This window comes from Selenomonas dianae (assembly GCF_030644225.1).
GTDB lineage: Bacteria > Bacillota > Negativicutes > Selenomonadales > Selenomonadaceae > Centipeda > Centipeda dianae.
In genome coordinates, this window is the sequence record NZ_CP128650.1 from 1,913,148 (window position 1) to 1,925,505 (window position 12,358).

Here is a 12,358-nt window from a genome sequence, read left to right on the forward strand (position 1 = left end):
TTAGAAGCTCATGCTTGCCGAGAAGTTCCACGGACGGCGGTTCTGGCGCAGTGTACTAAGATCAACCTTGTTTGCCTCCTTGATGATGTGCGCATAGTCCACCGCGAGGGACAGCCCGCTGCGCGGATTGGTATAGCGAACACCGAGACCAATCGAGCCGATGGTATCGTGGTCGAAGCCGACGCTGCGCGGGTTCGCGTTGTTCCACAGCCACGCATAGTCCGTAAACGCGACGAAGCGCAGCCCCTTGTCCACCTCGGGCGTATAAATTTCGATCTTGCCGACGATGCCCTTGTCCGCGCTCATCGCACGCTCATCAAAACCGCGCACGCTCGTCGCACCACCCGCACCGATCTGCTCGGCGGAGATGATGTGCTGCCCCGTATACTGCCCCGTGAGGCTTACTCCTGTAATCCAATCGCTCTGCGAGCGTGCCTGATAATTCACACCTGCACGCAGGAGGAGGAACTGCGCATCGCTCCCCGGCGTGATGTTCGCGTACTCCTTTTCATCACCGCTTACATTCGCCGCAAGTCCGACATTGTAGCCGAACGTGGAGTTCTCCCTGCGCTCCCGATGACTAAAATCCATCGAGGCAAGGATCACGCGGTAGTCGTTGCGGTAGTTGATCGGTGTTCCACTGAAACTGAAGCCATAGTCGCTGCGCATCTTGCGATACCCGATGCCAAAGTCGAGGATGTTCTTCGTACGCGAGGTATAGGTAAGGAACTGGCGATAGTGCAGATCGAGCGCAAGGCTCTTGCCCGCGAGATCCAAGTCGAGTAGTCCGGGGTACGGCTGCATATCGTCGATATGGACGTTCCCGTAGCTCGCCTGTACGGAGATCTCACTACCCATCTCGGGCAGGAGCTTCCGATAGGCGACGGCTCCCGTCTTGACATCGGAGAAATGTCCCGGTGAGGTGACGACGGAGACACCGAGGGTGTCCGCTTCCCCCGAAACATTGTTGTTCACATAGGTGAGTGAGGAACGCACCTGTCCCGTGTACTTCGTCCCCGTGTTGCTGATGCCCAGACGGAAATGATCGTTGTCCTGTGCGTCTGCGTGGACGAGCACACGATAGCCGCCCGTACCGTCCGGGGTGAACTCCGTGACAAAGACGAGAGCCCCCGTGTCGTTGACCGTCTGGATCTGCTGTGAGAGACGCTTGATGCTCACGGTCTCCTGTTTCAGCTCCGGCAGAAGGACGAGAAGCCGCTCGGGCTTCAGTTCGAGTGTGCCGCTCACCGCGATCTCGCTGACACGGACGCGCTCACGATGCATCTCCATCTGCGGCGCATTCCCCTCGGCGGCGTGACGTACAGCGATCTCGGAGCGTTCGATTTCGCGCTGTGCGCTCCGATCCTCCTGTGCGGCAGCATCCGCCCCCACGCCATAGAGAAAAATTCCGCCTGCCAACAGTGCTGCGGCAATTCTTTTGGAATGAGCTTCCTTGTTCATCTCCCGACCAACCTTTCCTTAGTCACCTATGTGCATCATACAACTTATCCACAATTTTATGTGTATTAGAATTATAGCACGTTCCACCCCCCCGTCTACTATATTCTTTACATCCTTATATATCGGCCAACAAAAAGAACCGCCGCACACTTTCGCGTACGACGGTTCTTTCATTTACTTACAGCTTGTTCTTCAGTTTCTCAAGGTCGGGGAACAGATCCCCGATGGAGTTTGAGAGCCCCGCACTGGGTTCGAGGATCTCAAGGACGGGACGCATGGTCTCGCGGAATTTCGCGTCGTCCTGCATGAGTGAGAGGACGGCGCTCGTGTTGCGCGCATCGGCGAGCGCCGAGTGCTGACTGCCCTCAAAGCTGCGCCCCATCGCGCCGAGCGCGTGTTTCAGCGCGAGGCTGTTGTGCAGCCCCAGACGATCGTCAAATGCCTGTTGGAGATCGACCCAACGCACATCGAGCCAGCTCACATCGAAATCGGGCAGTTTCAATCGGCATTCCTTACGCAGCTGCTTGATGTCGGACATACTCCACGAGTAGATCTTTGTCTCCGCCGCGCCAATCCACGCGACGAAGCTGTGAAAGCTCTCGGAGAATGCAGGCCGCCCTGCGACTTTCTCCTGTGTGATGCCCGTGAGCTCGGTGATGTGCTTTTTCACCATCCCGTACTCGGGACAGACATAGCACTGGAACTCGTCCTCCTGCTCGAAGTGCTCGTTCAGACGGACAGCGCCGATCTCGATGATCTCCCCGTTGAGCTTTCTGCGGATGTCCCTGTGCTCCTTCGCGACAGGGTTCATCTCAAGGTCTACGACGATGTGTTTCATGGGCAATCCTTACTTTCGAAAAAATCTGCCGTAAATGACGCGCGGCAGAGGGTGTTGCGGTGTTTTATGGCGCTGCCAAACGGCGCGCGTTTGCTGCATCAGCTGTTTCATGTTTGTATTATCATAGCACAATATTTTCAGAAAATCAATGTATAGGCATTTCGTCCTATATGCCCCTGTTTTCTTTTCCTAAAAACGTGGTAAAATACAGATGGACGGAGGGGGACTGCAGATGAACTGGAAAGTGATACTCGCGCTGCTGACGTGCAATGTGCTCTTTATGTCGGCAAGCTATACGATGATTATTCCGTTCCTGCCGATGTACCTGACGCATGAGCTCGGCGTGTCGGATGCCTCGGTCAATCTCTGGGCGGGGCTGGCGTTCTCCGTGACGTTCCTCGTTTCTGCGGTGATGGCGCCGATCTGGGGGCGCATGGCGGATCGCCGCGGGAAACGGCTCATGGCGATGCGTGCGAGCCTCCTCATCTCGATCAGTTACCTGCTCGGCGGCGTTGTCACCTCGCCCGAGCAGCTTGTCCTCGTCCGTGTCTTTCAGGGATTCGCGTCGGGGCTGTGGCCGATGGATCTGGCGATCATGACGCTCTATGCGCCGCGCGAGCGCCTCGGCTTCTCCCTCGGCATCCTACAGGGTACGCTGACGGCGGGCGGCGTGGTCGGACCTCTGCTCGGCGGGGTGCTCGCGGAGGTGTTCGGGATGCGTGCGAGCTTCTACGTCGGAGGGCTGGCACTCTTCATCAATTTCCTCGCGTTCACCTTTATCATCAAGGAGCCGCCGATGCCGCAGGATGCCGCGCCGCTCACGGCGGAGGAAAAGAATCCGTGGCATCTCTGGCGCATTCCCATCCTGCGCACGATGATGATTGTGAGCACGCTCGCGCAGATGACGACGTTCATCCTCATGCCCGTTCTCACAACCTACATCAAGTATCTTGCAGGCGACATGGAGAACATCGTACTTGTCGCAGGGATTGTCTTTTCACTCGGCGGGATTGCGGGCGCGATTGCCGCGCCGCTCTGGGGTATCTTCGGAGCGCGGCACAGCTATTTCCGCGCGATGTGTCTTGCAATGTTCTGCGCGGGGACGATGCTCACGTTGCAGGGGATTCCCGATACGCTCGTCCCGTTCGCGGCGATGCAGTTCGGTGTCGGGCTCTTCCTCGCGGGCATCCAGCCCTCGCTGAATGCGGTCATTGCACAGCACACGCCCGCGCAGCTCAAGGGCAGCGTGTTCGGTATGCTCTTCGCCGCGCAGCAGGTCGGCGGGTTCACGGGGCCGCTGCTCGGCGGCGTGGTCGCGACCTATCTCGGGATGCACGATCTCTTCCCGATGGGCGGCGTGCTCCTCATCACACTTGCGCTGTTTGTGTGGTGGAGGTATATACACAAAAAAAGTGCAATATAAAAATGCGGTACGAAGTCAAAACAGCTTCGTACCGCATTTTTCGTTGGCGCAATCAAGGCTTTAGAGCCACTCCTTACAGATGCGCAAGCACCGCATCCGCCATCTCGCGCGTGCCGACCTGCGTGCAGCCCGTATCCGCGATGTAGATGTCCGCCGTGCGTTTGCCGTCCGCGAGTGCCGCGTCCACCGCCGCCTCGACCGCAGCGGCAGCCTCCTCCTCATGGAGGGCATAGCGCAGGAGCATCGCCGCCGAGAGGATCGTCCCAAGGGGGTTTGCGATGCCCCGCCCTGCGATGTCGGGCGCACTGCCGTGAATCGGCTCAAAGAGGCTCGTCCCCGTGCCGATCGACGCGGACGGCATCAGCCCGATCGAGCCGCCGATGACCGCCGCCTCATCGGAGAGAATGTCGCCGAAGAGGTTGCCCGTCACGATCACATCGAACTGCGTCGGACGCACGGCAAGCTGCATGGCACAGTTGTCCACATAGAGATGGTCGAGTTCGACATCGCCGTACTCCGGTGCAAGTGCCGTCACCGTACGCCGCCAGAGGCGCGAGGTCGCGAGCACGTTCGCCTTGTCCACGGACGTGACCTTGCCGCGTCTGAGACGCGCCGTCTCGAACGCAAGGCGTGCGATGCGCTCCACCTCGGGCACGGAGTAGTTCTCCATGTCCCACGCACGCTCTCTTCCGTCCACCTGCTCGGACTCGCATTTCTCGCCGAAGTAGATGCCGCCGATCAGCTCGCGTACAATGACGAGATCGACACCGCGCACGAGTTCCGGCTTCAGCGGCGAGTGCTCAATGAGCGCGTCCGCGACCTTCACGGGACGCAGATTCGCATACAGCCCGAGCCCCTTGCGGAGACCCAAAATCGCACGCTCGGGACGCAGGGCAGGCTCCACGCTGTCCCACTTCGTCCCGCCGACCGCGCCGAAGAGCACTCCGTCCGATGCCTTGCAGACCGCGAGCGTGTCCTCGGGCAGCGGCGTGCCATATTTATCGTACGCCGTGCCGCCCGCGTCGCGCGTTTCGTAGGTCAGACCGAGCGCGAATTTCGCATCGACGGCACTCAGAACGCGTACGGCTTCCTCGGTGATCTCCTGCCCGATGCCGTCGCCCGGGACGACTGCAATCTTATACGCCATGACGGAAACCTCCATTCTCACGGATATAGTTCAGAAGTCCGCCCGCACGCGCAATGTCCTGCACGAAGCCCGGCAGGGGATGCGCATGGAACGTGTCGCCCGTCGTCAGATTCTCGATTGCCCCCGTCGCCGTATCCACGCGCAGACGGTCGCCCGCGCTGATCTTCTCCACATCGTCGCCGATCTCAAGGAGCGGCAGCCCGATGTTGATGCCGTTGCGGTAGAAGATGCGTGCAAAGCTCGCCGCAATCACGACGGGTACACCCGACGCGGCAATGGCAATGGGTGCGTGCTCACGCGAGGAGCCGCAGCCGAAGTTGCGCCCGCCGACCATGATGTCGCCCTCCGCCACATTTCCGGCGAACGTCGTGTCGATGTCCTCCATGCAGTGTGCCGCGAGTGCCTTCGGCTCGAACGTGTTGAGATAGCGCGCAGGAATGATAACGTCCGTGTCGATGTTGTCGCCGTACCGCCAGACCTTTCCCTCGAACATCACGCCACCTCCTCGGGAGCAGCAATCCGCCCCAGTATTGCACTCGCCGCCGCGACGTGCGGCCCTGCGAGATAAACCTCGCTGTCAACGTGTCCCATGCGCCCGCGAAAATTGCGGTTCGTCGTCGACACGCACCGCTCGCCCGCCGCGAGGATGCCCATGTAGCCGCCGAGACACGGTCCGCAGGTCGGTGTCGAGACCGCCGCGCCCGCATCCATAAAGATCTCGATGTAGCCGCGTCGCATTGCCTCCTGGTAGACCCACGGCGAGCCGGGAATGACGATGCAGCGGACATGGGGATGCACCGTATGCCCCTTCAAAATCTCCGCCGCGATCGCCATGTCCTCAAGCCGCCCGTTCGTGCACGAACCGATAACAACCTGATCAATCGCAACGGGTTCTGCAATGTCCATGACGCGCTTCGTATTCTCCGGCAGATGCGGGAACGAAACGACGGGACGCAGCTCACTGAGGTTGATCTCCACCGTGCGTGCGTACTGCGCGTCGGGGTCGGGGTTCACGGGCTCAAACACGCCTGCCATACGCCCCTCGACGTATGCTTTGCACACATCATCGTACGGGAAAATGCCGTTCTTCGCGCCCGCCTCAATCGCCATGTTGGCAATCGTCAAACGGTCGGTCATGGTCAGCTCTGCGACACTCTCGCCCGTGAACTCAAGGCTCTGGTAGAGCGCACCGTCCACGCCGATCCTACCGATGAGCGTCAGAATGACATCCTTGCCGCTGATGTCGGCGGGCTTTTTGCCCGTCAGATGCACGTTGATCGCCTCGGGCACTTTGAACCACGCTTCGCCTGTCGCCATACCAACCGCGAGGTCGGTCGTACCGACCCCCGTCGAGAAGCCGTTGACCGCGCCATAGGTGCAGGTGTGTGAGTCCGCGCCGATCGTCAGCATACCGGGGCCGACGATGCCCTTTTCGGGGAGAATGACGTGCTCGATGCCGACGCGCCCCTGCTCATAGTAGTGCAGGATGTCATGTTTGCGTGCAAAGTCGCGCATGATCTTCGCGAGCTCCGAGGACTTGATGTCCTTTGCCGGCTGGAAATGATCGGGGATCAGCGCGATTTTCGTGCGGTCAAAGACGGGGCGACCCGTCTTTTCAAACTCCTTGATGGACGGCGGCCCCGTCACATCGTTTGCGAGCACCATGTCAAGACGGCACGTCACGAGCTGCCCCGGCTCGACGTGATCCAGTCCCGCATGGCGTGCGAGAATCTTCTCGCTCATATTCATGCCCATATGCCCTCCAAAATATAAACCAACACCTTATCTGTGGTGTACCCCCACGCGAACACAGAGTTACGCAAGCGGTCGTGTGCTTATCTGCCTAAATACCTGCGGACTTCTTAAACGCGCTTCGCTTAAACGAAAGAAATCCGCAGGGGGCAGAACGCACACTTTTTCCCGCTCGCTTCACTAAGGTTCGCTTAGGGGCGCACACCACAAAGAAACATAACAGAAAAGGGGCTGTGCAGCCCCCTTTGATTGTTTTTGAAAAAGCCGCGCTGTCAGTCCTTACGCAGGTCTGCGCCGTCCTTGAGCCACGACATCATGCCGCGCAGCTCCGCACCGACCTCCTCGATCGGATGCTCTGCGTGGATGCGGCGCTCTGCGAGGAAGTTCGCACGCCCTGCCGCATTGTTCTCCGTGAGCCACTGACGCGCAAACGTGCCGTCCTGGATCTCGGCGAGCACCTTCTTCATCTCCGCCTTCGTTTCCTCGGTGATGATGCGCGGACCGATCTTGTAGTCGCCGTACTCCGCCGTGTCGGAGATGGACTTTCGCATCTTCGCCATGCCGCCCTCGTACATGAGGTCAACGATGAGCTTCATCTCATGGAAGCACTCGAAATACGCGATCTCCGGCTGATAGCCCGCTTCGATCAGCGTTTCAAAGCCGTTCTGGATGAGGTGCGTCACACCGCCGCAGAGGACGACCTGCTCGCCGAAGAGATCCGTTTCCGTCTCCTCCTGGAACGTCGTCTGAATGACCCCCGCACGCGTACCGCCGATGCCGCGTGCATAGGCGAGCGCGAGGTCAAAGCATTTGCCTGACGCATCCTGACCGACCGCGAACACATCGGGAACGCCGCCGCCCTCACGGAACGTACGGCGCACGAGATGTCCCGGTCCCTTCGGCGCGACCATGAACACGTCGATGTCGTCCGCAGGAACGATCTGATTGAAATGGATGTTGAAGCCGTGTGCGAACGCGAGCGCACTGCCGGACTTTAGGTTCGGAGCGATCTCGCTCCGATAAAGCGCCGCCTGCTTTTCATCCGGAATGAGGATCATCGTGACATCCGCAGCTTTGACCGCCTCTGCCACGGGGAGAACCTTCAGCCCGTCTTCCTCGGCAAGTTTCGCCGACTTCGATCCCGCATAGAGGCCGACGACGACATTCACGCCGCTGTCCTTGAGGTTCAGAGCGTGTGCGTGTCCCTGACTGCCGTAGCCGATGATGGCGACCGTCTTTCCCTCGATCACGCTCCAGTTGACATCCTGATCATAGTAAGTTTTTGCCATAGTACTCCCGCTCCTCACAATGCTCATAAATGGTGTGTTCCCCTCGCTCAAGCGCGATGAGCCCCGTGCGAATGACCTCGACGATGCCGTAGGGTTTGATAACCTTCAGAAACGCCGTCACCTTGTCGTCGCTGCCCGTGATCTCAAAGATGATCGAGGCGGACTCCACATCGACGACGTGGGCACGGAACAACTCGCCCATCTTGAGTACGTCGAGGCGATTCGCATCGTCCGCCCGCACCTTGATGAGCGTCATGCCGCGGCACGCCGCTTGTCTTTCGTCCAGCCGCTGAACCGCCCGCACGACGGGCATTTTTTCCAACTGCTTGATCATCTGCTCGACGAGATTTCCATCCCCCTGCATCACTACCGTGATGCGCGAGAAATCCGGCGACTCCGTCACGCCGACAGACAGGCTGTCGATGTTGAACTCGCGCCGGGAAAACATACTCACGACGCGCACCAGAACCCCTGTCTGGTTCTCCACAAAGACGGACAGCACGTGTTTCATAGAAGCAACCTCCCCGCCGCATCGCAAGTGATTTCATGAAAACTTCTTCATTATCGCCGACGCATGAGCATTTGTCAATATGTTTAGGGGGCGCGGCGCGTGTATACGCATCAGACGCGCACCTCGAAACGCGGTTTTTCCTCCGTTTCGTCCTGCTTTTGCGAGGATTTCACAGGTGTTTTCTGCGCGGAGGACGCTGTCGGTGCAGATACGGCAGACTGCGCTTTCGTCCCTGCTGTGCGCAGCGGCGCAGCAGCGGGCTTCGATGCGGCGGTACGCGGCGGTGCATCCATAGCGGACGGCGTGCGCGGTGCAGCCTGTTCCTCCTCCGCCAGACGCGCCAGTGCCTCGCCCGCTGTCAGCCCCGTGAACTCGGGCAGGAGCTCGCTGCGCGTATCACGGGCGCGGCGCGTGCGCTCCGCCGCCGCAATGAGATCGCCGTGTGTACTGCGCTCCCGTGTGTCCTGTGTGTGCGTTGCCCGCCGATGCGACGCACTCTCCCGATCATGGGCAAGGATGCGCTCTCCGAGGGACGGCTCTTCCATTTCGTCCGCCCCCTGCCTTTTTTGAAAAAACCGGCGAAACAGAACCCCCCCGAGTACCAGAGCAACACCGATCATCCCTGCCCAGTACAGTCCGCTCGTCGCCGTGTAGGGCGCGGGGGGGTGCGGCTGTTTTTGCTCCGTCCCCGCAAGCTGCTGCTTGAGCGCGGCATTCTCCTGCGCGAGGTCAAGCCCCTTCGCCACATCCGCGCCCGTCTGCCCCTCGACCTTTGCGGCGTGATCCACCTTTGATGCGGACGTGCTGACGGCGTCTCCCTTTGCCGCATCCGTGCGTGCGGGGGCGTTCGGACGCTCTGTGGCATTTTTATCCTTCGGCGTTTCGTGCGTTGTCTTGGAGAGTGCGCCGCCCCCCTGCGCCACGGAGTCACGCGCTTGCTGCTCCGCCTGCGCGTCGCCCGTCGTATTCGTCTGATTCGCCTGTGCATCACGCGCCGCATCGCCGAGCGTGATCTTCGGCGGCGAGGGAGGCGTGGGCGGTGTCGGCGGCGTAATCGCCATAGCAGCACTCCTTTCTCATCCGGTCTATGCCCTTACTATAGCAGAAAATTTCGTTCGGCGAAATAGCAAAAGCGTCCCGCCATCTACGGGACGCTTTTATCATATCAAAAATACTACTATGCCTTATACGCCCGAACGTTCAGACGGTCATGCGCCAAATCCTCGTCAATCTCCACGCGTGCAAAGCCCGCGCCCGTGAGCAGTGCCTCAAGTTCCTCACCCGTATAGACAGACAGTCCATCGACGAGTTTCTGCCACTTTTCATGTGCGCCCGTCTTACCGCTTGTTTCGTTCGTTATCATAAACACGCCGCCCGCTTTCAGCACACGATGAATTTCGGTAAAGCAGCGCGCAATCTCCGGCCAGAAATACACCGTTTCAAATGCCGTCACAACGTCAAACTGTTCATTCTCAAACGGCAGCTCCAGTACATTCCCCTGCACGATCGCACAACGTCCCGCCTCGATTGCCGCGCGGTTCACCTCCCGCGCCTTTTCCACGGAGACGGTCGAGTAGTCCAGCCCCGTCACATGCCCCTCGTCCACCATCCGCAGGAACACGGCGACGTTTGCCCCGCCGCCGCAGCCGCAGTCAAGCACCTGCTCATTTCCTTGCAGGTCGAGATGCGAAAAGCCCCACGCCGCAATGCCCGCATGACCACGATTCATCATGGCGATGACAAATTTTCCCATCTTCCCTTGAGGGTTTCCCATATTGCTGAAAAATTTACGAAGCAGACCCATTTTATTTTCCTTTCTGAAGGCAACGAAAATATTATGCTAAAAATGTACCTTACGCGATTGCGTAAGGTACATTTTTAGAAAACCATATAATCAGAGCAGCGCCGCACGCAGCTCCGCACCACTCTGTGCCGAGAGATAGGCAGGGGCGATGTCGAGGACGGTCTTGCAGCCCTTCGCCCCCTCGGACGCAAGGCGATGCGCCGCTCGCGCGTACGCCGCGAGGACACACGCCGTGAACTCGGGGTTCGAGTCGAGCTTCAGATTGAACTCGATGACGTGCCTATGCTCGCCATCCTTGCCCGTCGCGCCCGAGCGAACGACAAAGCCCGCATGGGGCAGCCCCGCATGGTCACGCTGCAGCTTCTCCTCGCTGATGAAGTGCACCGTCGTGTCATAGTCCGAGAAGTAGTTCGGCATCGTCACGATTGCCTTTTCCACCGCAGCCGCATCCGCGCCCTCTTCGAGCACGACGTAGCACTCGCGCGTATGCTTCTCGCGCGTCGTAAGCTCCGGATTTGCCCCGCTGCGCACCGCCTCAAGCGCGGCGGGTACGGGGACGGTATACTGCTTGGCATCCTTCACGCCCGGAACGCGGCGAATCGCATCCGAGTGCCCCTGACTGACCCCGCGTCCCCAGAACGTGTAGTCCGTGCCGTTCGTGAGCACCGCATTGCCGTAGACGCGTGCGAGCGAGAACAGCCCCGGATCCCAGCCGACCGAGATCACACCGACGTGCCCCGCCGCCTTTGCCGCCGCATCCACCGCCGCGAAATGCGCGGGAATGTTTGCGTGCGTATCGAAGCTGTCCACGACGTTGAACAGTTTTGCAAATGCGGGCGTCTGCTTCGGCAGATCGGTCGCCGAACCGCCGCAGAGGATGAGTACATCCACCTTGTCCTTCCACTCCGCCGCCTTGTCCGCGTGGACGACCGGCACATTTGTGCGCGGCTTCACCGACGCAGGGTCACGCCGCGTAAAGATGGCGACCAGCTCCATATCCTCATTTGCCTCGACCGCGTACTCCACGCCGCGTCCGAGATTGCCATAGCCAAGAATACCAATACGAATCATAAAAACTCCTCCCGCCATCCCCCCAAGGACAGCGTCAAACATAGGAGAAAGTGCTTTCGCGCTCCCTCAATAATGCGGGTGTGCCTTCACATAGTCGACAGGACGCGACCAGTCCACCTGCACACCCGTCTCGTTCCACAGGCGTGTGAGCGCCAGCTCAAAGCTCCCGCGATCCGCGAGCGGAGTGACGGTCTCCTTCGTGAAGTCCATCAGCGTCTTATGGGGCACCTCGACCTCATGATCTGCGGCGAGAAACGCCTCCACTGCCGCACGTCCCTTCTCATCCGCGAGATTCACCGTCGCCGTCCGGGCATCCGCATCGTAGTCAATCCAGCCAAGCGCGTCGCCATAACTGATGGCGACACTGTACGTATCACTCACTCGTATCACCTCTTATATTCGCCAACGATAAATCTCCTTTATCGCTGACCCCTCTCGATATATCCTGCCCTTGCGGGCGTTTTTATTATAGAACGATTCCCCCACACGCGCAACCGCCCGATGAAAATAATTCTGTATACAGGCGTTCATCGTTTGTACAGTCACCTCTGGACACACATACACATTGTCCTTATAATATAATGTAATAGGAAGCACTGATACATTCCGCACACGATACAAATAGAAGGAGCAATCACATGGACTACACGAGCAAGATCGCCGCCGGCATGACACATGAGGCGGTGGACACGGTGACGGATGCAAATACGGCTCTGACGGTCGGCAGCGGTTCGCTCGCCGTGTATGCAACGCCTGCGATGGCGGCACTGATGGAGCGAGCGGCGGCAGAGCTTTGTCAGCAGGAGTGTCCCGCAGGTTGGACGACGGTCGGCACATCGCTGAACATCGCGCACCGTGCGGCGACCCCGACGGGGCTGACGGTACGTGCCATCGCCGCGGTGACGGCGGTGGACGGACGCGCGATTTCACTCAAGGTGACAGCGTACGACGAGCGCGAGGAGATCGGCAGCGGCACGCACACGCGCTTTGCCGTCGCCGTGGACAAATTTATGGCAAAGGCGGAGGGAAAACGGTAACAAAAAAAGAGCGGCGGTACGAAAC

General features: G+C 59.5%; 13 protein-coding genes. 2 read left to right on the plus strand and 11 right to left on the minus strand.

Translation table 11 applies throughout. The features are described from left to right. Together QU667_RS09375 and QU667_RS09380 are read right to left on the minus strand one after the other, a co-directional pair. Entirely contained in the window at positions 1 to 1,419 is a 1,419-nt protein-coding gene (locus QU667_RS09375; RefSeq protein ID WP_304986910.1) for a ShlB/FhaC/HecB family hemolysin secretion/activation protein, read from the minus strand. Positions 1,420 to 1,639: 220 nt separating this feature from the next. Next, entirely contained in the window at positions 1,640 to 2,299 is a 660-nt protein-coding gene (locus tag QU667_RS09380) for a 3'-5' exonuclease (protein WP_304986911.1), read from the minus strand. Between the two features lie 232 nt (positions 2,300 to 2,531). On the opposite strand from QU667_RS09380, the gene QU667_RS09385 reads away from it, so the two are divergent. Beyond that, positions 2,532 to 3,722 (plus strand): MFS transporter, encoded by a 1,191-nt coding sequence (locus QU667_RS09385; RefSeq protein ID WP_304986912.1) that lies wholly within the window; start codon positions 2,532 to 2,534, stop codon positions 3,720 to 3,722. A gap of 73 nt (positions 3,723 to 3,795) precedes the next feature. Here the strand turns inward: QU667_RS09385 and leuB are convergent, their stop codons facing one another. From leuB to QU667_RS09430, 9 genes are all read right to left on the minus strand, one after another. Continuing rightward, positions 3,796 to 4,869, minus strand: a complete 1,074-nt coding sequence (gene leuB / locus QU667_RS09390) for a 3-isopropylmalate dehydrogenase (RefSeq protein ID WP_304986913.1) — start codon at positions 4,867 to 4,869, stop codon at positions 3,796 to 3,798. Next, a complete protein-coding gene (locus tag QU667_RS09395; RefSeq protein ID WP_304986914.1) occupies positions 4,859 to 5,362 on the minus strand; it encodes a 3-isopropylmalate dehydratase small subunit in 504 nt (167 codons plus the stop codon). The genes leuB and QU667_RS09395 overlap by 11 nt, the downstream gene beginning before the upstream one ends. Next, a complete protein-coding gene (gene leuC / locus QU667_RS09400; protein ID WP_304986915.1) occupies positions 5,362 to 6,624 on the minus strand; it encodes a 3-isopropylmalate dehydratase large subunit in 1,263 nt (420 codons plus the stop codon). Before leuC ends, QU667_RS09395 begins: the two co-directional genes overlap by 1 nt. A 269-nt stretch (positions 6,625 to 6,893) precedes the next feature. After that, a complete protein-coding gene (gene ilvC, locus QU667_RS09405) occupies positions 6,894 to 7,910 on the minus strand; it encodes a ketol-acid reductoisomerase (RefSeq protein WP_304986916.1) in 1,017 nt (338 codons plus the stop codon). Beyond that, on the minus strand, positions 7,891 to 8,421 hold the full coding sequence (ilvN, locus tag QU667_RS09410) for an acetolactate synthase small subunit (protein WP_304986917.1): 531 nt from the start codon (positions 8,419 to 8,421) through the stop codon (positions 7,891 to 7,893). Before ilvN ends, ilvC begins: the two co-directional genes overlap by 20 nt. A 110-nt stretch (positions 8,422 to 8,531) precedes the next feature. Continuing rightward, complete coding sequence (locus QU667_RS09415) at positions 8,532 to 9,482, minus strand: hypothetical protein (RefSeq protein WP_304986918.1); 951 nt, start codon at positions 9,480 to 9,482, stop codon at positions 8,532 to 8,534. A gap of 116 nt (positions 9,483 to 9,598) precedes the next feature. Further along, positions 9,599 to 10,225, minus strand: coding sequence for a class I SAM-dependent methyltransferase (locus QU667_RS09420; protein ID WP_304986919.1), 627 nt, complete (start codon positions 10,223 to 10,225; stop codon positions 9,599 to 9,601). Between the two features lie 90 nt (positions 10,226 to 10,315). Further along, positions 10,316 to 11,296: a diaminopimelate dehydrogenase gene (locus tag QU667_RS09425; RefSeq protein ID WP_304986920.1), complete on the minus strand. Its 981-nt coding sequence runs from the start codon at positions 11,294 to 11,296 to the stop codon at positions 10,316 to 10,318. A gap of 66 nt (positions 11,297 to 11,362) precedes the next feature. Further along, the gene (locus QU667_RS09430) at positions 11,363 to 11,677 is read right to left on the minus strand and encodes a hypothetical protein (RefSeq protein ID WP_304986921.1); all 315 of its coding nucleotides are present in this window, start codon (positions 11,675 to 11,677) and stop codon (positions 11,363 to 11,365) included. Between the two features lie 257 nt (positions 11,678 to 11,934). Between QU667_RS09430 and QU667_RS09435 the strand changes: the two genes are divergently transcribed. Continuing rightward, on the plus strand, positions 11,935 to 12,333 hold the full coding sequence (locus QU667_RS09435) for a thioesterase family protein (protein ID WP_304986922.1): 399 nt from the start codon (positions 11,935 to 11,937) through the stop codon (positions 12,331 to 12,333). Positions 12,334 to 12,358: the final 25 nt, after the last annotated feature.

What these genes read in the sequence shown, in the direction of transcription:
- QU667_RS09380 (WP_304986911.1), bottom strand. Translation starts at nt 2,299, where the DNA reads ATGAAACACATCGTCGTAGACCTTGAGATGAACCCTGTCGCGAAGGAG.
- QU667_RS09385 (WP_304986912.1), top strand. Translation starts at nt 2,532, where the DNA reads ATGAACTGGAAAGTGATACTCGCGCTGCTGACGTGCAATGTGCTCTTT.
- leuB (WP_304986913.1), bottom strand. Translation starts at nt 4,869, where the DNA reads ATGGCGTATAAGATTGCAGTCGTCCCGGGCGACGGCATCGGGCAGGAG.
- QU667_RS09395 (WP_304986914.1), bottom strand. Translation starts at nt 5,362, where the DNA reads ATGTTCGAGGGAAAGGTCTGGCGGTACGGCGACAACATCGACACGGAC.
- leuC (WP_304986915.1), bottom strand. Translation starts at nt 6,624, where the DNA reads ATGGGCATGAATATGAGCGAGAAGATTCTCGCACGCCATGCGGGACTG.
- ilvC (WP_304986916.1), bottom strand. Translation starts at nt 7,910, where the DNA reads ATGGCAAAAACTTACTATGATCAGGATGTCAACTGGAGCGTGATCGAG.
- ilvN (WP_304986917.1), bottom strand. Translation starts at nt 8,421, where the DNA reads ATGAAACACGTGCTGTCCGTCTTTGTGGAGAACCAGACAGGGGTTCTG.
- QU667_RS09415 (WP_304986918.1), bottom strand. Translation starts at nt 9,482, where the DNA reads ATGGCGATTACGCCGCCGACACCGCCCACGCCTCCCTCGCCGCCGAAG.
- QU667_RS09420 (WP_304986919.1), bottom strand. Translation starts at nt 10,225, where the DNA reads ATGGGTCTGCTTCGTAAATTTTTCAGCAATATGGGAAACCCTCAAGGG.
- QU667_RS09425 (WP_304986920.1), bottom strand. Translation starts at nt 11,296, where the DNA reads ATGATTCGTATTGGTATTCTTGGCTATGGCAATCTCGGACGCGGCGTG.
- QU667_RS09435 (WP_304986922.1), top strand. Translation starts at nt 11,935, where the DNA reads ATGGACTACACGAGCAAGATCGCCGCCGGCATGACACATGAGGCGGTG.